The sequence below is a fragment of the Methylomonas rivi genome (genome assembly GCF_024505165.1).
Lineage (GTDB): Bacteria > Pseudomonadota > Gammaproteobacteria > Methylococcales > Methylomonadaceae > Methylomonas > Methylomonas rivi.
In genome coordinates, this window is sequence record NZ_JANIBK010000008.1 from 41,465 (window position 1) to 63,002 (window position 21,538).

Genomic DNA, 21,538 nt, shown 5'->3' on the forward strand with positions numbered 1-21,538 from the left:
CTACCAGAGGTCGTCCAGCTCTGGTTGAACGGTTGTTTAACAGCATTAGCCAGACGGTATCGCGCTTCGAAAATATAGAAGTAATTCTTTACGCGGACGAAGATGATCCCGCCAGCCATAGCCTGACCAGCACGGACTTCAGCGTTACAACCATCATCGGTCCCGCCAAGAGTATGGGTGGCTACAATTCGGCATGCTTGGACAAGGCTCGGGGAGATATCATCATTTTGGCTAACGACGATATGGTCGTACAAACCAAGGGCTGGGATGACGAAATAGCGCGGTTTGATGCGGCTTCGGAGGATAAAATTTATTTGGCTTACGGTAACGACCTTTTTAAAAAAAAGGGGTTATGTACCTTTCCGATCCTATCGCGGCGAACTTGCGAATTATTAGTCGAGCCCTATCCGATAGCTTATGGCGGGGCATTTATCGATGTTCATCTCTTTGATATTTTCAAACGTTTGCAATATGCGGGGTTTGACCGTATCCGATATATGGAGGACCTGATTTTCGAGCATTTGCACTATCGTGTGGGTAAAGCGGATTGCGACGATACCTACACGCGGCGCGGCCGGTTTGCGGATGACTCGACCTTTGTGGCAATGGCGGGTCAACGCCGCCGGGCGGCCGCGCGTCTTTTGAGCGCACTTCAAGGAGAACCTATGCCTTCATTTGAGCCCTGGAAGGGTGACCGTGATATTCCGAATGGGCTATCGGCAGCAATTGGCTACTTTACACAGCAGTTTCTGCTGGACAAGCAGCTTCCATTACAGTGGCGTGCTTACCTGTGGTATTGGTTTATCGGTCGATACCTCGTCGCGCGCGGTTTTTTCGGGCTGTTGATGCGTTAGCCGGTTTATGATGACGATATCCTTTCTCACTCGAGACAACTCAATGGCTTACTCGTTAATTTCATGCAATGAATCAACGAAATAATAGGATAAGCAGTCATATTTTCGCCATCGGTGAAGCAGACTATCCCGGTACGGCGTTAGTGTGCGGTGTTTTGGATGTCTGTCATAAAATTACGGTTGTGTGGGGCGGCAGTTGCTTGTGAGCAAGCTCGAATATTGGAACTTTTATATCCGTAGGTTGAAAGATGACCTCTAAAACCTGCGATTATTTAATCGTCGGAGCCGGCATTGTCGGTCTTACGGTTGCTCGAGAATTGAAAAAGCGTTATCCGATTGCCCGCATCGTCATTTTGGAAAAAGAAGCAGAGGTGGGCAAGCATGCCAGCGGACGCAACAGCGGCGTCATGCATTCGGGTGTTTACTATGGAAGTACCACTCTTAAAGCCAAGGTCTGCGCGGCCGGAGCCGCCAGAATGCGGGAATTCGCGGCCGAACACGGTATTGCCTGCAACCATTCCGGCAAAGTCATCATTGCTACCTCGGAGTATGACCTCCCCACACTTGATCGTTTATTGGGCAATGCGCGCGATAATGGGGTCCGAGTAGAGTTATTGGACGAAGCAGGTATACGGGAAATCGAACCGTATGCCAGTCCCTATCGAGCGGGGCTTTACTGTCCGGAGACGGCAGTGATCGACAGTAAGGCCGTTGTGAGCAAGCTACGCGAATTGCTGGAAGACAGCGGCGTAAAATTCGAGTTCAATGCCGCTTTGCTGGACGTTCAACCAAGCCAAAAATGGATAAAAACTCCGCAAGGCGGTTACTCCTATGGTTTTCTGTATAACTGTGCCGGCGCGAGCGCCGATCTAATCGCAAAGAAATTCGGCATGGGGCAAGATTATTCGTTGGTACCCTTCAAGGGCATTTATTACAAACTACGCCCGGAACGTAAACATTGGGTACGAAGTAACATCTACCCTGTGCCGGATATTAATTTACCGTTCCTGGGTGTACATCTGACGCGTGTTATTAATGGCGATGTTTACATCGGGCCGACGGCAATTCCGGCATTTGGACGTGAAAATTACGGCATTCTGGAGGGCTTGGAATTGGGTGAAAGCCTGAAGATTGGCGCCGAGCTGCTGAGTATGTACCTCGAAAACAAGCAAAACTTCAGGCTGCTGGTGCATACCGAAATACAAAAATACCTTAAGCCATTGTTTGTTGCATCGGCCCGGAAGCTTATGAACGAGCTCTCCGCTGATGATTTGGTTTCATGCGATAAAATTGGGATTCGTCCGCAGCTTGTAAACATCAAATCCAGATCGCTGGAGATGGACTATATCGTCGAAAAAACACCCGACATGTTGCATGTTTTGAATGCGATTTCTCCGGCATTTACCAGTTCCATGGCGTTCAGTGAGTGGATTGTCGATCAGGCAGATAAAAATGGTTAGACCCGCTATCTTTCTGGATCGTGACGGAACCCTGAACATCGAAAAGGAGTATTTATTCCGGATTGATGATTGGGAATGGATTCCCGGAGCGGTGGAAGCGATAAAATTAATTAATATGATGGGCTATCTTGCCGTTGTGGTTACGAATCAGGCAGGCGTGGCTCGAGGCTATTATGACGAAGAAGATATTTTGGAACTGCATAGACAAGTCGACAAAATGCTGGCGGCGGAAGGCGCATGGATCGATGCTTATTATTATTGTCCGCACCACTCTGAATATGGAAGTGTCCAAGGCTGTGGTTGCAGAAAACCCGCGCATGGCATGTTGCTTGCCGCTCGACGGGATTTGCATATTGATTTAGCAAAATCCTTCATGATCGGTGATAAAGCAATAGATGTTGCCGCCGGCGTAGCGGCTGGTGTTACACCCGTGTTGGTAATGACCGGCTATGGTAGGGCTCAATCAGCACTAGTAGACATATCCGTTCACCGAAGCGCCGCTATTCTGGATGCTTGCCAATACATAGAAAAAGTAAGGCTTGGATTGCAAAACGGCGTGCAAAGCTTCCAGGATCCCGGGAAAAAGAACGTTGAAAAGTTTTCACCTCAGGTTGTTCAATGATCCGCTTTTTGCCGGAGAAACCTGGAGTGATAAAAATGGATGTCATACCCGAAATCAGGCGACTGCATTTTGTTGAGCACGTCACCATCAGCGACTTGGGATAAAACCGTCAACTATTCGGTTCACCCACTCGGAAAAATAGCTGCCTCCAGGAATGCGATTGCGTCGATAGCTTGGCATGAAAGAGGGCGGATATAACGTGATTAACCAAAAATCAAAGGGAGTCAAAGCCGCCTTTTGAGAAAGGTTTGAATTGGCTAAAGGTGACGTCATTATTCCGTTTTTGCCGGATGGCAACTCCATTCCAGAGGATATTCCAAGGCTAATTGAAAGATAAACGATGGTTATGATATAGTTGTAACGTCCAGGTACAAAGGCGATGCAATTTCGGAAGATGACGATTTCGCATCGAGAATTGCCAATAAGTTTTTCACCAGTCTTATTAATATATTGTTCCCGGCAAAATATACGGATGGGATTGGGATGTACAAAGCATTCAAAAAGTCTCATCTATACTCATTGGAAATAGATAAATTCAAGAATCAATTTTCGTAAATAATATTATTAACCCGCGGTGCCAGGCACGGCTTGAGGATAACGGAAATTTTTTCTTCTGAACTTCCTAGAATAGGCGTACAAGGAAGTCGAGCCCATACTGGAGTGTTGAGAAATATAAGAGCGATCTTATTCTATTAAAATTCATATTGCTAGACGCATTGATTTATCCTAGCCTGAATAGCTAAAAACTTACCCTATAGGATAGGTTATATGCTTTCAATACCACAGGCTAACGAACAAAATTCACCCGGTTTTGAATTGGTCACTCTTGAGTTCGCCTATGACTTAAAAGTCGTATTCAACTTTCTTGTTTCTGGCGTGCTTTTTATGTGTTGCCCATTTGGTTAACTAAATAATAAACAGGGAAAAGTTTGACGATCATCGCTTCGATTGTCGCGGCGGAGGCTGATATTCCCTGAAATAGGGCGGAGTTGAAGCATTGATTAACAATCTATTCGCGCCATTCGGGGAGGTGCATCGATCAATGGGATAGCGTTGTTAGTCAGTGTCGTTGGCCACTTTTTGCCGATGGTTAAGCACCGTATCGACCAATAACCAATATTCGCCAAAATCTATGAAAAAATCCATTTATAAACGATCAGGCTACTTACTTGAAAACTCGCCAAGAACAGAATGTAGAAAAACCAAGTGAACGGGGGTTTGGAATAACTTTTGCCGCTGTATTTTTCATTATAGGTTTTTTGAGGCTATATAAAGTCCATGACTTGCATGATTATTGGTGGATGACATGGTTATTCTTTTCTGCAGTTTTTATTATCCTTGCGTATTTTTGGGTGGCACCACTACGTCCACTTAACAATCTTTGGTATCATCTTGGTTTAATTTTATCTTATTTAATTAATCCCATTCTAATGGGAATTGTATTCTTATTGACTATTTTTCCGATCGGCTTATTTATGCGTCTCCTTAAAAAGGATTTGCTTAAGCTAAAATTTGATCGAAAATGGCCAACATATTGGCAAATTCGTACCCATGCAGAAATTAAAAGGGAAAACATGAAAAATCAATTTTAAAGAGGAGTCAATTATGTTAGATATTGTGCGAGAACTTTTTGTTTTCCTGTCCATTCGAAAGAAATATTGGCTTTTACCGATCATATTTGTTTTGGCTTTGGTAGGTGGCCTGGTCGTTTTAAGCCAGGGGTCCGCAGTAGCGCCATTTATATACGCAATATTTTAAAATTTACCGAAAAACTCGTGCACATATTAGGTATCTCCGCATTTTATCACGATAGCGCGGCTTGTCTGATTATTGATGGTCAGATAATCGCCGCCGCCCAAGAAGATCGATTTACGCGCAAAAAACATGATGCGGGATTTCCTCGAAACGCAATTGATTATTGCCTCATCGCAGGTGGTAAGAAACTTGATCAAATTGACTATGTTGTATTTTACGATAAGCCTTTTTTAAAATTTGAACGACTTCTTGAGACATATATTGCATTTGCACCTCGTGGGTTTAAATCGTTTTTAATGGCAATGCCGATTTGGCTGAAAGAAAAACTTTTTCAAAAAGCTTTACTGCGGGATGAGTTGAAAAAGCTGGGTGCAGGCCCGGATATAGAACACCGTTTGCTATTCGCTGAACATCATCAAAGTCACGCTGCCTCCGCATTTTTTGCTTCACCATTCGAGGAAGCGGTTGTACTAACAATGGATGGCGTTGGTGAATGGACAACGACTTCAGTAGCAATCGGATGCGGGAATCGTTTGGAGACGACGAAAGAGATACATTTCCCACATTCGATTGGTCTTTTATATTCGGCGTTTACCTATTATCTTGGTTTTAAAGTCAATTCGGGCGAATACAAGGTAATGGGGTTGGCGCCTTACGGAGAAGCAAAATATGCCGACGTTATTCTGGACAAACTCATTGATCTAAAGGCTGACGGTAGTTTTCGGCTGGATATGCAATATTTTGATTATTGCACCGGCCTCAAGATGGTCAACAAGAAATTCTATAAGATTTTTGGCGATCCGCCCCGAAAACCGGATCAGACGTTGACGCAAAAGCACATGGACATTGCCGCATCTATTCAATGGGTTACGGAAGAAATCGTGCTTCGGCTGACGCGCGCTCTTTCCAGTGAAACCGGCAGCAAAAATCTTTGCCTTGCCGGCGGCGTGGCACTTAATTGCGTGGCTAACGGCAGAATTTTGCGCGATGGCAAATTTGAGAAAATTTGGATTCAACCGGCTGCGGGCGACGCCGGAGGAGCTGTTGGCGCGGCTTTGGCAGCTTATTACACACATCTCGACAAACCGCGCCGGACAAATGGAAAAGATGCGATGTCCGGCGGCTATCTTGGGCCGAGTTACAGCAATGGCGAGATTGAACAGCAACTCTTCAGCGCTGGCGCAAGCTTCGAAAAGTTAAATGACTCCGATTTGATTGCGGCCACCGTAGACGCTTTGGCAGTGGGAAAAGCCGTGGGATGGTTTCAGGGGCGTATGGAGTTTGGCCCTCGTGCTCTCGGAGCGCGTTCTATACTTGGAGATCCCCGAAATCCGGCGATGCAGAAAACTTTAAATCTCAAAGTCAAGTATCGCGAGAGTTTCCGTCCTTTTGCACCGGCAGTGTTGCGAGAGGATATGGCGGACTGGTTTGAGCTCGATTGCGACAGCCCATATATGCTTTTCGTTGCAAATGTAGTCGAAAATAAGCGCAGAAAAATGACGGAACGGGAGTTGGCGCTATTTGGAATCGATAAGCTTAATGTGCCGCGCTCCGAAATACCCGCAGTGACCCACGTTGATTACTCCGCAAGAATACAATCCGTAGATCGCGAGACCAATCCGAGGTTTCATGAACTCCTATCCGCGTTCAAAGCCCGCACCGGCTGCCCTGTTCTCGTTAACACCAGCTTCAACGTTCGCGGCGAACCTATTGTTTGCAGCCCCGAGGATGCTTTTCGTTGTTTTATGGGATCGGAGATCGAATTGCTGGTTATTGAGAACTATATCCTTTACAAAGAAAAACAGGATACCCGTCTGAAAATAAATTACAGCGCTACCTTTGAGCCGGATTGATTGCGCCGCTACACAGCGGTCAATTTAAAAGAGACTGGCAAATTGCTGGAATAGCAACAAGTTTTTTGTATTAATAAATCCTCTCGATAATGAATGCATCAAATACAAGCTTCGGCCGCACATGGTAGCTGTGCATCCCTGTAAACAGCTGCATGCTGGGCGCCAAGCACAGCGAAGGTTTTTGAAGTTAGGATGCCCGGATTTAAAATTGCAATTCTCACGAAGGTTGTTATGCAGCAAACCAATAAAAAATTTCACTCGATCATTTTAGTCTGTCTTTCTCTGGCAATCGCGCTTGGCCTCGCTGAAGGGCTCCTGCGCATAAAGAACCGCTCCATGATCAACTACGATATCGAGATGTGGCGCTACGGCAAAGAGCTAAAAATCCGTCGTTCCGAGCCTATGCTTGATTTCGATCACGTTAAGTCGAAATCGGCGATATTGCAAAATGTCGAAATTCGCCTTAACGAGCATGGTTTGCGCGGTGGCCCGCTTTCCCAATTGCCGCCCGGCGGACGCCGAATCCTCTTTCTCGGCGCCTCCATCACATTTGGCTGGGGGGTTCCCGAGCAAGACACTGTCGAGGCGAAACTCGAGACGGCGTTAAGCGCTATCGACAAGCAACCCGTGCAGGTGTTAAACGCCGGAGTCGGCAATTACAACACGGAGCGCTACGTATCCCGTTTCTTTGATGAACTTACCGACCTGCGTCCAACCGATATAGTCGTGCATTACTGCCTGCGCGACGCCGAAGATCTGCCGGCTGGCGGCGGTAATTTTCTGTTGCGGCACAGTCAACTGGCGGTGATTTTATGGGGAGTTTATCACCGGCTATTCGATAAGACGGGAGAGCAATCGATGGTACAGTACTATCGCGATGTCTATCAGCCAGAGGCGCCCGGCATGCTCAAAATGAAAGAAAAGCTCAAGCAACTTTCGGAGTATGCCAAAGCGAACAATATTCGTATATATCTGGCCATGACGCCCATCTCATACAACTTAGTTGACTACAAATTCGGGTTTGTCCATGACATCATGAAGCAAGTATCGGCCGAGTATGGATACACTTATTGCGACCAACTGTCCACAATGAAAGGTGTGCCTCCGAAAGACATCTGGGCGATGCCGACCGATCCGCACCCCAATGCACTAGGCCACCAGCTGATGGCCGAGGCAATCCTGCCAATGCTTTCCCAATCAGGCGACGCCTCGATCAACAAGTAAACAGGAAAGGGAATGCTATTTAGTTCGCCGATATTTTTTGTATTTTTTTCCGTTTACTTCCTGCTCCACTTCGTCATTCCCAAGCAATTTAGAATTTACCTGGTTATTCTTGGTAGCACGATCTTTTACGCATGGTGGCGAATCGAATACATATGGCTGCCTTACTTATTGACGGCGATAGCCTATCTTGGCGTAATGTGGATGAATGGCGCAATCAGTCCTGCCGCACGCAAACGCCGGGCGGTTGCGACTGTCATCAGTCTGTTTTCACCGCTCGTTTGCTACAAATACACGGATTTTTTCTTTCGGGAGTTGATCGGCCCGTTCATCGGTAGGCAAGACAATTTGCTCGATCTGCCGTTACCGCTAGGCCTGTCTTTCGTCACTTTTACCCTCATGGCCTATGTCATCGATATCTACAAGGGAAGGTTTCCGGCGACATTCTCCGCATCAACGGTACTCGCCTACGTCTTGTTCTTTCCGCACCTGATTGCCGGGCCTATCCTGCGCCCCGATGAACTGTTGCCGCAACTCGAACGGCAGCGCATTGCGACACTACGCCGCTTTGCCGTACCGCTTGCTATTTTTTCGCTCGGTTTGGTAAAAAAACTGGTTTTTGCTGATCAGGTAGGTTTTGCGGTCGATGATGTTTATAAACAGAATGGAATGCCGGGAGCGTTGGATGGGCTGCTGGCGATTTACGGTTTCTCGGTCCAAATATATTGCGACTTCAGCGGATATACCGACATGGCGATTGGACTTGCGCTCGCGCTAGGAATTCATCTGCCTAATAATTTCCGCCGCCCATACGCCGCGCGTTCGCTCAGCGACTTATGGAGTCGATGGCATATTACGCTTTCATTCTGGTTTCGCGACTATCTTTTCCTGCCTCTCGGCGGCTACCGGCACGGACGGCTCAAGGCCGTCCGCAATGTGCTGGTTACTATGTTGTTAAGCGGTTTATGGCATGGTGCAAATTGGACTTTTTTGATCTGGGGCTTGCTGCACGGCATCGGCATATCGGTTAATTATCTGTTGCGGCCCGTTATACGCAAATTGCCATCCGGTAAAATACCCGATTGGATAGGGGTTTTGTTGACATTTCATTTTTTCGCTTTTGCAGCCGTTTTCTTTCGTAGCCCGACTATTGCAAAAGCGCTAGACATTTGGACCGCACCCTTTATCGGTAGTTGGAGTGGGATGACTTCATTCGTCGACAATCATATTTTCACGCTGTTGTTGATCTTAGTATTCTTTGCGCTACATCGGTTTGACGACATTAGGAGGGTTAAATTTGCGGCTCATTATTTGCGACCGGAACTTCTATGGACCACGCTAGCGTTTTGTTGGCTTATGGCGATTACTATAAGCCAGGGAAATACAGCGACTTTTATTTATTTCGATTTCTGACGAATTGCGCAGTACATTGTTAAAAAGGAGGGCAAAAGTTTATCGACAGGCCGATCCAAACAATATATTTGATGGAGTGGTTCGAGTGCATGGCGAAATGATTTGAGCGAAGTTTCCGCGAAAAACAAAATTACACTTTGCAAGAGAGGATTAGTGATAGTGAGCTTCAACAGAATAAGCAATTTAATAATTGTCATTGTAACTCTTGTAGTTGCAATCGTTATGGTAGAGGTTTGTAGCTTTCTCATCATCAAAAAACTACCGATGTATGAGTCTCGGTGGGTTTTTCGGGAAAAAAAACCGCCCGCATATGCCAATTCTCCCTATTTTAACGCCGACTTTATTCGTGAATCCGCTAAAGGAGAAAGATCCAAGCTCGATGATAAGGTCCGTAGATTAATAAATTTTGAAGGCAAGTACATCAATGTGATTGACGGTCATCGGCGCACTGCATTTGTCCCGGAGGGTGCGATAAATACCGTGTACATTTATGGTGCATCGACAATATATTCACAGGAGGTCCCGGATGAATATACTATTCCGAGTCAAGTGCAGCGCAAAATCAACGAAATATCAGCTGAATATAAAGTCGTTAATTACGGTTTGGCGTCGATGAATGTCGAGCAGCAGCTTTATTTATTGCAAGAGACAAGCTTAAAAGAAGGGGATATCGTAATATTTTTCGATGGCGGCTGCGATATTATCAATAACGTATACAGAGGTTACGAACGTGGGCTCAACAGAAACTCTCCGTCTAACTCGGGAGAAAATGATATTGTTGAGTCAATAGTGCTGCCGGCCTTGGAGGGCATAAAATTATATAACTTTTCAAAGTTACTAAAATATATTAAGTTAAAATCGCCTCCATCAAATGTTCGTAACGCCGATGAGATAAAGGCAAGAGCAATTAAGGCAAGTAGTAATTTTGCTAAAAACATTCTGCAGGCACATCAATATAGCAAAACATCGGGCGCTGATTTTTATCATTTTCTTCAGCCATCCATATTTTCGCTTAGTGCTCGCACTAAACACGAACAATTTCTTATCGACAATTTCTTATTAACCCCCCCTGGAATGGAGTTTGTATATACGCTTAGCATTGACGCGTTTGTTGATCAGAGCAACTTATTGAATTCTAAAGGGGTTGTGTCAATAGATTTACGGCATATTCTTGACAACAGGCAAGGCGAGGTATTTCTGGATTTCGCCCATACGACCGAACGCGCAAATGAAATTATTGCGACCGCTATTTTTTCAATGATTAGGTGGAAACGGTAGTAATGCGTGCCTGAAATCACTACGAAAAACCTTATAGGCAAGAACCATCCTTATGACCTAGTCTTGTTTCCATACTGGCGCAACCATATCGGCATTGGCGGCTGTTTTTGATCGGAATACGCGGATTTGCCGCCGGCGAGCCGCCCGCCATTTTGTTACAGGTTCTTATACATGCCATCCAGCACCAATGCGTTGGGGCTGACCATGCCGATTACGGTGCCGTTTTCGACGACGGGAGCGCGGACTAGGTTATAGTTTGAAAACAAGCGGGAACAATGCCGAATATCCATGTCGGGATTTACCTGGATTACCGGGCAGGTCATGATTTCATAGACATTGACCCGGTCCGGCGCTCTGTCTTTCGCCAACACGTGGCGGGCAATGTCGCCGCTGGTTATCAGGCCGTAATCGTCGAATTCATGGCGTTTTTCCACCACCAACACCGAGGTTTTATGGGATTTCATTTTGATCAGCGCGTCTTTAACCGTTTCGGAGCCATGAATGCGGGCGAAATCGGTTCTCATGATATCTCTGACGCGTATGGTTTTGGCGGTATCGATCATATTTCATCTTCCAGTTCTTGAGTAAGTTGTTCGACTTGATGCATCACGCCTATGGCGTCTTCCACATCGATCTTAAAGGCGATACCCGAACCCGGTTGGGTATCGAATTCGCCGGCCTTGGCGATTTTTTCCAATATATAGCGGCTCAAATGCTCTTCCACCAAAAATAATAAAACATCGCGCTGCACATCCAGCGTCAGGCCGAAGAATGTCTTGGATTGCTTGATGCCTTCGCCGCGAGCCTGGGTAATCACCGTGGCGCCCTTGGCGCCGCTTTTACGGGCGGTATCCAGCACCAACTCGGTTTTGGTGTCGTCGACAAATGCTATGATCAATTTGAAGCGCATGGTAATCCTCACGTGTGGTTTGAATTGCGTTTTCTGCCGCGCCATTCGGCGAGTTGAGCATAGCCTAGAACCGTAATAATCGGAAACAAGCTAGCGAAGGCCACCAAGCCGAAGCCATCCAGCAAGGGATTACGGCCCGGAACGGTGGATGCAAGGCCCAAGCCCAGTGCCGTCACCAGCGGCACCGTGACGGTCGAGGTGGTGACGCCGCCCGAATCGTAAGCCAAGCCGATTATTAGTTTGGGCGCGAACAGGGTTTGAACCACCACCACGATGTAGCCGACCACGATGTAATAATACAGCTCGGTGCCGGTGACGATACGGAAGGTGCCTAAAGCAATGCCAAAAGCCACGCCGAGCGATACGGCCAAACGGATGCCCCAGGCACTGATAGCCTTACCGGAGATTTCCTCGGCTTTGATCGCCACCGCCAGTAATGAAGGTTCCGCCAGGGTAGTGGCGAAGCCGATGCAGGCACCGAATAGGTAAACCCAGCTGTAATTGCGCCAATCGATAGCCGCTGTGCTACCGGGAATATTCAGAAACGCCGGCGAGGTCATTTGTTGGGCCATCAATTCGCCAAGCGGAAATAGCGCCATTTTTAACCCGTCCAGAAAAAAAGTAATACCGATCAATACATTGATGAATCCCAATAGGGTTTTGCCCGGATGCACCAGCGGTTTACGTATCACTAGCAACTGGAAGCCGATGATGATGGCCGCAATCGGCAGCACGTCGCGACCGGTTTCCAATAAGGCCTCTAAAAACTGGTGCAGCCAGCCGATCATGTCATCATGCCGAAAGCCATGACGAAAATGATCGGTGTCAAGGAGGCGAAGGCAATCAGCCCGAAGCCGTCCGTGATCGGATTGCGGCCCTTGATGGAATTAGCCAGACCGATACCCAGCGCCGTGACCAGCGGCACGGTGATGGTGGAGGTGGTGACGCCCCCCGAATCGTAGGCAATCCCGATGATTTCGGCCGGCGCGAACGGTGTCATGGCCGTGACCGCAATGTAGCCGGCGATAATGAAATAATGCAACGGCCATCCCATCAGAATGCGCAATACGCCGATCACGATGGCAACGCCGACCGAAGTCGCAACCGTCAGACGCAGGCCAAGCGCATAAGCGGTTTTGGCGGCCTCGTTATCGGCTATCAGGTGGGCGCCGCCGGCAATATCGGCGGCTTTGGCCGTGACGGCAATCAGGGCGGGTTCCGCAATGGTAGTGCCGAACCCCAGGCAAAAGGCAAACAGCAGCAGCCAGAATACGCTCCCTTTACGGGCAAAGGCATTGGCCATGGATTCGCCGACGGGGAACAGACTCTGTTCCAGGCCCAGCATGAAAAAAGTCAGACCCAATACCACCAGCAAAGAACCCATGATCAATTCGCCGATATTCGGGATGGGCTGGCGAATCACGGCAAGCTGAAATACCATTACCACGCCTAGGATTGGCGCCAGATCCAGGCAGCTGCCGATAATCAATCTGATCAATCGATTGTTACGAAACATAGGCTTGTCGTTAAAGGGCGGCAGCGAAAAACCGGCGGGCTAATTGAGCGGATTTAGCTCGGCGAGCGGCTGTGCTACGCATCGGGATTTTTGATTTTCAGCATCTGTCTGGCCATCTGATTGCCCGCCTCGATCAAGGGATGGATCACAAAGTCGGCCCCTAGCCGCATCAGCTCCTCCTGTTCGTCGTCGTAATAGCCGATAGTGCCGATTTTACCTCGAAAACCGCGCTGTCTGAGCTGGGTGACCGCCGAACACCGCAAGGAAAATTGCGGCAGGGTCAGAATCACGCCCTTGACTTTATCCAGTGGCAAGCCGCTCCATAGCTCGGTATCCTCGGAATCGCCATAAATCACCCGGCGGTTTTGCGCCAAGTGAATTTCAACCACCGTGGGGTCGGCATCCAGGCCGACTACGCGTTTTTCTTGGGCGTGCAAGGCGGCGTAAGCCGAAACGCCGGTGCGGCCCATGCCTACTACCAGCCATTCCGCCGCACCCAGCGATTCCGGAATGCGATCAAGATGAGGTTGGCGTTTTTTGCGTTCGAAACGCGTCAACACCGGCTCCAGCCAGGCAAACAGGATATGCGAATAGCGGTTCAACGGCGCGGCAATGGCCAGGGAGCCGGCCACCGCCAAGCTGATGATGGGTTGCCACTCCGGCCCCAGCAGACTGGAGTTCACCACCGACTCGGTGGTGATCAAGGCAAACTCGCTGTAGGTGGTCAACGCCAGCGACGACACAAACGCGGTACGGGCCCGCAGTCCGGCGACGATGAACAGGAAAAAAAACAATCCGCCCTGCAGCGGTAACCAGGCCAACAAGGCCAAAGCCGTCAAGGCCTGTTGTTGGGTGGGTAAATTGTTCAGGCCTATCTGCAGGAAAAACGCTACCAGAAACAGCTCTTTCAAACCCCAGAGCTTATGGGCGATGTCTTCGGTTTTGCTGTGTCCGCCCAGCATGATGCCGGTTAACAAAGCCCCGATGTCGGCGGAAATGTCCAGATGTTCCGCGAACACGCCGCCGGCCAAGGCCATGGTCACGCCCAGCAGCAGGCGCAATTCCGCGTTACGGCTGGCTTCCAGCAGGCGATAGGCGACCGGACGCAGAAACGGGATTAACAGCAGCTCCAGCGCCCACGGCGTGGGTTGATGGTCGTCGGTAAAGGCCAGCAAGGCGATGGCGATCATGTCTTGCAGGATCAGGATACTCAGCACGTCCCGGCCGTGAAACGAAGACAGTTCGCCGTTGTCTTCCAGCACCTTGATGGCCAGCACGGTACTGGAGAATGCCAGACTGACGCCCAGCACCAAGCCGCCGGTAATTTGCTTGCCCAGCCAGAAAAACATCAACGCGGAAACGGCTGTGACTATCAGTAAATGCCAGCCGCCGACACTTAAAACCTCGCTTCGAATTAACGAGCGCGGTTTGATTTTGAGTCCCACCGTGAACAACAACAATTCGATACCGATATCGGCGATATGCGGTATGGCCGTGAAGGTCGTGAAACCCGAGGCATGTAGAGCGTAACCGGCAATGAGATAACCTACCAGCGGCGGAAACAGCAAGCGGCTGGCTATCAGTCCCATCAGATAGGCGCTGCCTATCCACACTAATTCGATCATGCTGATTCGGCCATGGCCAATAAACTCGACATCAGTCTATATAACGCTTCACCAGCTCGCCGTAGGCATCGATGCGCCTGTCGCGCAAAAACGGCCAGATCCGCCGCACGTCTTCGCTACGTTTAGGATCGAGCGTGGCCGTCAGCAGCGTGTCTTGCCGGTCGTCGGCATTGCCGAGATATTCGCCTTGCGGGCCGGCAATGAAGCTGTTGCCCCAGAACTGGATGCCGCTGGCTTGGCCCGGCGCGGCTTCATAACCGATCCGGTTGCAGGCGATCAAGGGTAAACCATTGGCGACGGCGTGGCCGCGTTGTACGGTAATCCAGGCCTCCAGCTGGCGCAGTTTTTCGGCCGCGTCGTCGTCCGGATTCCAGCCTATGGCGGTGGGATAAATCAACACGTCCGCGCCAGCCAAGGCCATCAGCCGTGCCGCTTCCGGATACCATTGATCCCAGCAAATCAACACACCCAATTTGCCTATTGAAGTGTCAATCGGTTTGAAACCCAGATCGCCGGGGGTGAAATAAAACTTCTCGTAAAACCCCGGGTCGTCCGGGATGTGCATTTTTCGGAACCTGCCGGCGATGCCGCCGTCCTTGTCGAACACCACCGCCGTGTTGTGGTACAGGCCGGGCGCGCGTTTTTCGAATATCGTCGAGACGATGACCACGCGGTTGTCGGCCGCCGCTTGGCTCAGGGTTTCGCAGGTCGGGCCGGGGATGGCCTGAGCCATGTCGAAGCAATCGGTATCTTCGCTTTGGCAAAAATAATGGTCCAGGTGCAGTTCCGGCAGCACCACCAGATCGGCATTTTGTTTGGCGGCGGCCTCGATCTGGCTGATCGAGTAGGCGAGATTGGCGTCTCTGCCGCGATTGCAGGGTTGTTGTACGGCGCAGGCGATGATGGGTTTTTTCATAGGGTAATCGAGTGCATTATGAAAAAGGCTAGGGTACGCAGTGCATACCCTGGCGGCAAATTGGATCAGGGTTCGAAATTCAAGCTTACAAAGGCCGGAATTTGCATGCTGGCGCAATGCAGGCTGCCGTATTGATGTACCAAGGGCCGGCAGGGCACAGCGATGATTTCACGATCCGGAAAGCTGGCGGCCAAGCGTTCCAACGCCAGTTTATCGTTGGCGTCGTCATAAACCGGCACCAACACCGCGCCGTTGATAATCAGGAAATTGGCATAATTGGCCGGCAGGCGTTGGCCGTTTTCGTCGCTGATCGGCTTGGGCAGCGGCAGGGCGACCAGCTTATAAGGCTCTCCGGCCGCGGTTTTAAAGGTCTTCAACTGCGCTTCCATGTTTTTAAGGCTGGCGTAATGCGCGTCTTCGGCATCGTCGCAACTGCTGTAGGCGATGGTTTCGGCGTCGCAAAAACGGGCCAGCGTGTCGATATGAGCATCGGTGTCGTCGCCGGCCAAATTATCCTGTTCCACCCACAGTATGCGTTCGGCGCCCAAATAGTTTTTTACCTGGCTGGCGATGGCGGCTGGCGACAAATCCGGGTTACGGTTGGGGTTGAACAGGCAATTCTTGGTGGTCATCAGCGTGCCTTGGCCGTCGGATTCCACGCTGCCGCCTTCCAACACCAAATCGACCGTGGCGGTGGGGTGGCCCTTAAAAATCGGATGCGAAAATAGCGCCAGATTCAAGGCGTCGTCTGCAGCGTGCGGATATTTGTTACCCCAGCCGTTAAAGCGGAAGTTGGCCAATTGCAGCTTGGCTTTCGGGTGTTGCCATTCCAGGCTCAAAAATACCGTATCCCGTACCCAGATATCGTTGTAATCGGCTTGAATAAAGTGAATATTGCCGGTGCTTTTCAACAGGCTTTGAATATGCACTTCATGTTCGCCGTTTTTGCAAATGACGATCAGCGGCTGGAAGCGGCTGACGGTAGTGGCGATGAAATGATAGGAATCCTCGACGGCGGACAGGTTGGCGAAGTCGCCGTCGGCATGCGGCCACGCAATGATCACGGCGGCTTGCGGTTCCCATTCGGCTGGAAAACGGATCATGAAATACTCCCTGATTGAATATGGTTTGAAAACGGATGCGCTATTGTATCAATGCTGCCTGGGGAATGTTTTACCGGTTCAAAATATGTCCGATTGACAGCGTCCGCACCGGACTCTATAGTCTGCGCCCATGCACATTTATACACGTATTTCAAACAAGCAAACATGGCTAGGGATTACCCCCTTTTGCCGTGGTGCTGTCGTTTAATTAATCGATTTTAAAGCAACCGCGGGCTCTACCGCGTTTGCTTCGCTTTTCGCCCACGGCCCGCAACCATCCTGGAGGCCATAATGGCGACAATCACACCACCCACGTTATCCGACCGTAAGCTTTTATTCGGCTTCGCTTTGGCCGCGCTGGCCGCCATCGGTTTTTCCGGCAAGGCGATTTTGGTCAAACTGGCATATGTCGACTCGGTCGATGCGGTAACGCTGCTGGCCCTGCGCATGCTGTTTTCCACCCCGTTTTTCTTGCTGGTGGCGTTGCGGCATATCGGTCGCGGCAGCGCGTCGCCGTTGCGCGGCAGGGACTGGCTGTCGATTTTGATCCTGGGTTTGTTGGGTTACTATCTGTCCAGCTTGTTCGATTTTATCGGTCTGGCCTACATATCCGCCGGCCTGGAACGCCTGATTCTGTTTCTGTACCCGACCATGGTGGTGTTGCTGTCGGCGCTGCTGTTGGGTAAACGCTTCGGCCGCAAGGAAGTGATGGCGCTGCTGTTGAGTTATGCCGGCATCGGCGTGGTGTTTTTGGACGAGCTGCAAGTTCAGTCGCCGCATGTATTCAAGGGCGCGGCCTTCGTGTTCGCCAGTACGTTGACGTATTCAGCCTACCTGATCGGCACCGGCGAAGCGGTGGCGCGCATCGGCGTGTCGCGCTTTACCGCCTTCGCCATGCTGGTGGCCTGCGCGGCCACCGTGTTGCAGTTTGTATTGACGCATTCGCCGCGGAGCTTGCTGGATTTGCCGGCGCGGGTGTATCAATTGAGCGCGGTCATGGCTATCGTCTCCACGGTGTTGCCGGTGTTCATGCTGTCGGCCAGCATTCGGCTGATCGGTTCCGGCCGCGCCGCATTGATCGGCTCAATCGGGCCGGTGGCGACCTTATTTATGGCCGCCGCGATATTGGATGAATCCTTGACTGTGCAACAAATGGCCGGCGCCGGTTTGGTAATGGTTGGCGTGTTGAGCCTGTCGCGGCGCTAAAGCGCTTCAGTCCAGGCCTTTGCTGCGGTTGTCCATTCGCCGCAGAAATTCGCTCATGATCACCCGGTACAGTTCGTCGCCCAGGTATTTATCTTCTACACCACTGTCGATGCTGGGGTTGTCGTTGACTTCGATCACATAACCCTTGCCGGCGATTTCCTTGACATCGACGCCGTACAAGCCGTTGCCTATCGGCTGGGTGGCTTTTAGCGCCGCGTCCAGCACGGCTTTCGGCACTTCGAAGGTCGGCAGGGTGGCGAAACTGCCGCTGTCGGTACGGCTGGCGCCGTGGCGGTAGATTTGCCAGTGGTTTTTCACCATGAAGTAGCGGCAGGCATACAAGGCCTTGTTGTTGAAAATGCCGATACGCCAGTCGAAATCGGTATAGAGAAATTCCTGCGCCAGCAACAACGCCGATTGCTCGAACAGTTCCGCCACTTTAATATCCAGTTCCTGGCGGTTGTTGACCTTGACGATGCCGCGCGAAAACGAGCCGTCGGGGATTTTGATCACCACCGGATAACCGGCGGTCGCTTCCAGTTTATCCAGATGTTCCAGATTACCCTTGTGCAGGATCCAGGTCTTTGGCGTCGGGACTTTATGGGTGCGAAACAGGTCGGCGAGATAGACTTTGTTGGCGCAGCGCAAAATCGAGGTGGGGTCGTCTATCACCATCAAACCTTCGGCTTCGGCTTTTTTGGCGAAACGGTAGGTGTGGTGGTCGATGGCCGTGGTTTCGCGGATAAATAAACCGTCGAATTCGGGGATGCGGCCATAATGTTTTTGGGTGATCAATTCCACGTCTATACCCATTTGCCGGCCGACGTCGATAAATTTTTTCAGCGCGCCGCGGTTGCTGGGCGGCAGTTTCTCCAGGGGATTGATCAATACCGCCAGATCGTAACGCGCCGCCTTGCGGGTGCGGCCCTTGCGCCAGACTTTCTTGCTGAATTTATCCAGCGCTTCGGCGAACAGAGTTTGCATGGCGTCGTCCAGGCTGCGCGGCGATACGGCGTTCAGATCGGTAATTTCCCATTGCTGATTAAAGTGCAGGGTAATTTCCAGCACCGGGCAGGGGAAGCGTTCGAACAAGCGCCGGGCCAAATCCTGAAAATCGGTTTCCGGCGTATTGCCGAAATAACTGTACAGCTTGAATTCGCTCTGCCGGGTTTGCTTTTTAAAAGCTCGTGCCAGCGGTTGGGTAAAGTCTTCCAGTTGCAAGCGGTACAAGGCGTTTTTACCCAGATCGTTGATGACCTTGACCGAGGGGATGACGTGGTGGTTGCGGGCTTCGGCCAGCAGGGAGCAGTAATAGCCGTCGGACAGATAGGCGTAACTGCTGCAAAGATTGATGACCCGCACCCGTTGCTCGGGGTAGGTGTGCTCGGACGCCAGATAATGTTCGAAGCTGATCACCTGTTCGCTGGGATAATACGGATTCCAGTCGGAAAGATCGTCAACAACCAATAATGTGTTTGCCATGGTGGAACAGGTTCAGATCGAAAAAGAAGTGCTGATTCTGAAACCAGACAGCGTTTTAAACAAGAGCTAAAGTTCATGACGGCGCGGCATCGTCCCGGCAAGCGAGAGATACCGCGCGGGAGCTGGCCGGGTAGAGGCGGAACCGATTTTTAGAAACCGGAACTCGAATCGGCAAGCCGACTTGTACCGTTATCGATTCGATCATCCCAAGGAATTGCGGAAACTCAATATGAAAGGCATTTTTTAATTGGTAGGCATGGCGGCAAGTGCGGACGAATGTAGCAAGTAACTCGATTGGTGAGCTGGGAAATCCTCTACGGCAAACAAGCGCAAAAAGGCGCCCGTAAACTCGTGGCGGCTGGATTGAAAGACAAGGTCTTACCACTCTTAGCCGGCGCTTATTTCCGGCGTATCAACATAATGTGTCGCTATCGCGACGGCGTTTTTAAGTCGGGTCTCGGCCCGAAAGCCGAGGTACTTTTCTTTGCTTGTCCAAAGAAAAGTACCCAAAAGAAACGACACCCCATGCCGCTTTGATCCTGCGCTCCGAAGGGTTTGGACGGGGTTTTCCGAAGGGGCATCCTAGCCCCTGCGAAAAACGCGATGCATTCATGCATCGCCCCTGTCGGGCAAATCCGCCCAAACCCTCCGGTGCTCGGCGCGGCATCAGGGGAGAAAACCATCCCAAAATCGAAGTTTATAAACTCGGGATCGGTCCGATTAGCGAAGTGTGATCGGACGCATCACGTCCAACATTTTTCATAGCAATGGCCTTGATAACAAATTGATTTCGCGGATCGAAAAACTCTACATCCATGTCGCGCATAATGAATCCATTTTAATAACAAACCTTAAATTAATTTAATATTCTTCAAAATTTGACGAAGTTCATTTCGTAAAACACAGCATTCGTCCGATTATGCTTTGCTAATCGGAACTATTCGGGCTAAGCGTTTAGAGCATACTTAAACAAAAGCCTATCAATATTTTCCTTACTAAACTTCAAATCTTTTTTGTTCATGGATTTATAATAAGATGTGTAATTTAGTTGAACCATCTTAAAGCCTTGATCAATAGAGTTTAATCTGTTTTTAGAGGATGCTAAAAACATTAAGCTATTCACAATACTGTCCAGGTAATCATGTGTGTTTTCGATTAACACATCCGTATAAGATGGAGTGTTACCATCATGAACTATCAGGTTTCTCGCTCTATATATTCTTCTTATCTGCCAAGCAACTCGTCGCTCATGATCATCGAGAGATTTTATAATATTTTTTGGATCAGAAAGAATAAATCTAATATAGCTATATCTATCCTTAAGAAGATAAAAATCCTTGAATGACAACTCTAATTTATCTCGTAGGTCTTGATATTCATCTAAAGACATGAGGTGCACTATTTTTTTCAAATAACCATCTGCCTCGACATTCCTGATAATTGTTTTTATTAATTTACTATCCCATTTCCATAAATCCTTTGAGAACCGAGTGACTATTTTCCTAATGTAGATCAAATTTAAAAATGGAAGTACAGATGAAACGATATGTTCAATTTGGGAGATTTCATTGTCATCAGATTTGCTTGGAATCAACGATTCTAGTGCTATCCAAAGATTGATCATTTGATTTTCTAATGACTCGCTGCTTAGCGCTAAAGCATGTAGCTCCGCGCTTCGATTAAATTTCCTAAATGAGTCTCTTCTCATTGAAAATTCAGCCATAAATTCTGTCAATTTTTTAGATGCAACGCCTGTTTTTGAGTCATGGCACTTGTGCATTGGATTGATCGACTTCTTTACTTTTACACATTTTTTGGATTCAATATTTATTACTAAACATTCTACAATTGGATCAGGCGATTGTTTATGGTGAAACAATCCAACCAAAGTTTGCAAAAGCTCTACAATTCCATCGGTCACCATTTTGGACGAATATTGGTCTTTTGCTTTTATGTTTTTGAAAAACAAATATGTTTTATCGCCGTGCAATTCAAAATCGAATTTTTTTATCTGATCCGCATATTCCGGAATCGTTATCGCCATATCAATTCCAAGATTTTTCCCTGAATCAATGAACTCATGCAAATAATTCGGAGCTCGATAAATTACCGCATATGACGTCTCTTCTCCAGAAAATATTTCAATATAATCAAAAATTGCATTATTGCCAGAAATTCTGCTGGATGAATAAAAGAAAAATTCTGTGGACTTCTCTTTTATATATCGTGGCGAGTAACCATAATTCAGAAGTGTTGTTATATAACTTCTCGTCAAAGAACGTAATTTATAAAAATCTTGCCCTTCTGTAATCTCTTTAATAAGC

The 21,538-nt window shown here is 49.0% G+C and carries 21 protein-coding genes; 11 read left to right on the top strand and 10 right to left on the bottom strand.

The window, feature by feature from the left end:
- The first annotated feature begins 32 nt into the window (after positions 1-32).
- The 3 genes from NP596_RS02975 (at position 33) to gmhB (ending at position 2,936) form a co-directional block, all read left to right on the top strand.
- Positions 33-854, top strand: a complete 822-nt coding sequence (locus NP596_RS02975) for a hypothetical protein (RefSeq protein WP_256613728.1) — start codon at positions 33-35, stop codon at positions 852-854.
- 248 nt (positions 855-1,102) lie between these two features.
- Positions 1,103-2,314 carry an L-2-hydroxyglutarate dehydrogenase gene (lhgD, locus tag NP596_RS02980; RefSeq protein ID WP_256613729.1) on the top strand — a complete coding sequence of 404 codons (1,212 nt, stop codon included), beginning with the start codon at positions 1,103-1,105 and terminating at the stop codon, positions 2,312-2,314.
- Positions 2,307-2,936: a D-glycero-beta-D-manno-heptose 1,7-bisphosphate 7-phosphatase gene (gmhB, locus tag NP596_RS02985; RefSeq protein WP_256613730.1), complete on the top strand. Its 630-nt coding sequence runs from the start codon at positions 2,307-2,309 to the stop codon at positions 2,934-2,936. The genes lhgD and gmhB overlap by 8 nt, the downstream gene beginning before the upstream one ends.
- Positions 2,937-3,023: 87 nt before the next feature.
- Here gmhB and NP596_RS02990 read toward each other — a convergent pair whose 3' ends face one another.
- Positions 3,024-3,446, bottom strand: coding sequence for a hypothetical protein (locus tag NP596_RS02990; RefSeq protein ID WP_256613731.1), 423 nt, complete (start codon positions 3,444-3,446; stop codon positions 3,024-3,026).
- A gap of 659 nt (positions 3,447-4,105) precedes the next feature.
- Between NP596_RS02990 and NP596_RS02995 the strand changes: the two genes are divergently transcribed.
- The 6 genes from NP596_RS02995 (at position 4,106) to NP596_RS03020 (ending at position 10,456) form a co-directional block, all read left to right on the top strand.
- Positions 4,106-4,528, top strand: a complete 423-nt coding sequence (locus NP596_RS02995) for a hypothetical protein (protein ID WP_256613732.1) — start codon at positions 4,106-4,108, stop codon at positions 4,526-4,528.
- Between the two features lie 13 nt (positions 4,529-4,541).
- Complete coding sequence (locus NP596_RS03000; protein ID WP_256613733.1) at positions 4,542-4,694, top strand: DUF5989 family protein; 153 nt, start codon at positions 4,542-4,544, stop codon at positions 4,692-4,694.
- A 17-nt stretch (positions 4,695-4,711) separates the two neighbouring features.
- Positions 4,712-6,544 carry a carbamoyltransferase family protein gene (locus NP596_RS21970; RefSeq protein ID WP_256613734.1) on the top strand — a complete coding sequence of 611 codons (1,833 nt, stop codon included), beginning with the start codon at positions 4,712-4,714 and terminating at the stop codon, positions 6,542-6,544.
- Between the two features lie 231 nt (positions 6,545-6,775).
- On the top strand, positions 6,776-7,768 hold the full coding sequence (locus tag NP596_RS03010) for an SGNH/GDSL hydrolase family protein (protein ID WP_256613735.1): 993 nt from the start codon (positions 6,776-6,778) through the stop codon (positions 7,766-7,768).
- A gap of 12 nt (positions 7,769-7,780) precedes the next feature.
- The gene (locus NP596_RS03015; protein ID WP_256613737.1) at positions 7,781-9,178 is read left to right on the top strand and encodes an MBOAT family O-acyltransferase; all 1,398 of its coding nucleotides are present in this window, start codon (positions 7,781-7,783) and stop codon (positions 9,176-9,178) included.
- A gap of 102 nt (positions 9,179-9,280) precedes the next feature.
- Positions 9,281-10,456: a hypothetical protein gene (locus NP596_RS03020; RefSeq protein WP_256613738.1), complete on the top strand. Its 1,176-nt coding sequence runs from the start codon at positions 9,281-9,283 to the stop codon at positions 10,454-10,456.
- Between the two features lie 155 nt (positions 10,457-10,611).
- On the opposite strand, the gene NP596_RS03025 is transcribed toward NP596_RS03020, so the two are convergent.
- From NP596_RS03025 to NP596_RS03055, 7 genes are all read right to left on the bottom strand, one after another.
- The gene (locus NP596_RS03025) at positions 10,612-11,019 is read right to left on the bottom strand and encodes a CBS domain-containing protein (RefSeq protein ID WP_256613740.1); all 408 of its coding nucleotides are present in this window, start codon (positions 11,017-11,019) and stop codon (positions 10,612-10,614) included.
- On the bottom strand, positions 11,016-11,366 hold the full coding sequence (locus tag NP596_RS03030; RefSeq protein ID WP_256600263.1) for a P-II family nitrogen regulator: 351 nt from the start codon (positions 11,364-11,366) through the stop codon (positions 11,016-11,018). Before NP596_RS03030 ends, NP596_RS03025 begins: the two co-directional genes overlap by 4 nt.
- 8 nt (positions 11,367-11,374) lie before the next feature.
- Complete coding sequence (locus tag NP596_RS03035; RefSeq protein WP_256613741.1) at positions 11,375-12,154, bottom strand: DUF1538 domain-containing protein; 780 nt, start codon at positions 12,152-12,154, stop codon at positions 11,375-11,377.
- Positions 12,151-12,882 carry a DUF1538 domain-containing protein gene (locus tag NP596_RS03040; RefSeq protein ID WP_256613742.1) on the bottom strand — a complete coding sequence of 244 codons (732 nt, stop codon included), beginning with the start codon at positions 12,880-12,882 and terminating at the stop codon, positions 12,151-12,153. Before NP596_RS03040 ends, NP596_RS03035 begins: the two co-directional genes overlap by 4 nt.
- A 74-nt stretch (positions 12,883-12,956) precedes the next feature.
- Complete coding sequence (locus NP596_RS03045; RefSeq protein ID WP_256613743.1) at positions 12,957-14,507, bottom strand: cation:proton antiporter domain-containing protein; 1,551 nt, start codon at positions 14,505-14,507, stop codon at positions 12,957-12,959.
- Between the two features lie 31 nt (positions 14,508-14,538).
- Positions 14,539-15,423 carry a carbon-nitrogen hydrolase gene (locus NP596_RS03050; RefSeq protein WP_256613744.1) on the bottom strand — a complete coding sequence of 295 codons (885 nt, stop codon included), beginning with the start codon at positions 15,421-15,423 and terminating at the stop codon, positions 14,539-14,541.
- Between the two features lie 65 nt (positions 15,424-15,488).
- Complete coding sequence (locus NP596_RS03055) at positions 15,489-16,526, bottom strand: agmatine deiminase family protein (RefSeq protein WP_256613745.1); 1,038 nt, start codon at positions 16,524-16,526, stop codon at positions 15,489-15,491.
- Positions 16,527-16,817: 291 nt separating this feature from the next.
- On the opposite strand from NP596_RS03055, the gene NP596_RS03060 reads away from it, so the two are divergent.
- Positions 16,818-17,732 carry a DMT family transporter gene (locus tag NP596_RS03060; RefSeq protein WP_256613746.1) on the top strand — a complete coding sequence of 305 codons (915 nt, stop codon included), beginning with the start codon at positions 16,818-16,820 and terminating at the stop codon, positions 17,730-17,732.
- Between the two features lie 6 nt (positions 17,733-17,738).
- On the opposite strand, the gene NP596_RS03065 is transcribed toward NP596_RS03060, so the two are convergent.
- The gene (locus NP596_RS03065; protein WP_256613747.1) at positions 17,739-19,214 is read right to left on the bottom strand and encodes a RimK family ATP-grasp domain-containing protein; all 1,476 of its coding nucleotides are present in this window, start codon (positions 19,212-19,214) and stop codon (positions 17,739-17,741) included.
- Positions 19,215-19,511: 297 nt separating this feature from the next.
- Here NP596_RS03065 and NP596_RS03070 point away from each other — a divergent pair, with 297 nt between their 5' ends.
- On the top strand, positions 19,512-19,751 hold the full coding sequence (locus NP596_RS03070) for a hypothetical protein (protein ID WP_256613748.1): 240 nt from the start codon (positions 19,512-19,514) through the stop codon (positions 19,749-19,751).
- Positions 19,752-20,160: 409 nt separating this feature from the next.
- Here the strand turns inward: NP596_RS03070 and NP596_RS03075 are convergent.
- Positions 20,161-21,538 (bottom strand): hypothetical protein (locus NP596_RS03075; protein ID WP_256613749.1); only part of this gene is annotated, 1,378 nt, incomplete at its 5' end.

What these genes read in the sequence shown, in the direction of transcription:
- NP596_RS03055 (WP_256613745.1), bottom strand. Translation starts at nt 16,526, where the DNA reads ATGATCCGTTTTCCAGCCGAATGGGAACCGCAAGCCGCCGTGATCATT.
- NP596_RS03035 (WP_256613741.1), bottom strand. Translation starts at nt 12,154, where the DNA reads ATGATCGGCTGGCTGCACCAGTTTTTAGAGGCCTTATTGGAAACCGGT.
- NP596_RS03045 (WP_256613743.1), bottom strand. Translation starts at nt 14,507, where the DNA reads ATGATCGAATTAGTGTGGATAGGCAGCGCCTATCTGATGGGACTGATA.
- NP596_RS03060 (WP_256613746.1), top strand. Translation starts at nt 16,818, where the DNA reads ATGGCGACAATCACACCACCCACGTTATCCGACCGTAAGCTTTTATTC.
- lhgD (WP_256613729.1), top strand. Translation starts at nt 1,103, where the DNA reads ATGACCTCTAAAACCTGCGATTATTTAATCGTCGGAGCCGGCATTGTC.
- NP596_RS03025 (WP_256613740.1), bottom strand. Translation starts at nt 11,019, where the DNA reads ATGATCGATACCGCCAAAACCATACGCGTCAGAGATATCATGAGAACC.
- NP596_RS03065 (WP_256613747.1), bottom strand. Translation starts at nt 19,214, where the DNA reads ATGGCAAACACATTATTGGTTGTTGACGATCTTTCCGACTGGAATCCG.
- NP596_RS03040 (WP_256613742.1), bottom strand. Translation starts at nt 12,882, where the DNA reads ATGTTTCGTAACAATCGATTGATCAGATTGATTATCGGCAGCTGCCTG.
- NP596_RS03010 (WP_256613735.1), top strand. Translation starts at nt 6,776, where the DNA reads ATGCAGCAAACCAATAAAAAATTTCACTCGATCATTTTAGTCTGTCTT.
- NP596_RS03015 (WP_256613737.1), top strand. Translation starts at nt 7,781, where the DNA reads ATGCTATTTAGTTCGCCGATATTTTTTGTATTTTTTTCCGTTTACTTC.
- NP596_RS03030 (WP_256600263.1), bottom strand. Translation starts at nt 11,366, where the DNA reads ATGCGCTTCAAATTGATCATAGCATTTGTCGACGACACCAAAACCGAG.
- gmhB (WP_256613730.1), top strand. Translation starts at nt 2,307, where the DNA reads ATGGTTAGACCCGCTATCTTTCTGGATCGTGACGGAACCCTGAACATC.
- NP596_RS03050 (WP_256613744.1), bottom strand. Translation starts at nt 15,423, where the DNA reads ATGAAAAAACCCATCATCGCCTGCGCCGTACAACAACCCTGCAATCGC.
- NP596_RS02990 (WP_256613731.1), bottom strand. Translation starts at nt 3,446, where the DNA reads ATGAGACTTTTTGAATGCTTTGTACATCCCAATCCCATCCGTATATTT.
- NP596_RS03000 (WP_256613733.1), top strand. Translation starts at nt 4,542, where the DNA reads ATGTTAGATATTGTGCGAGAACTTTTTGTTTTCCTGTCCATTCGAAAG.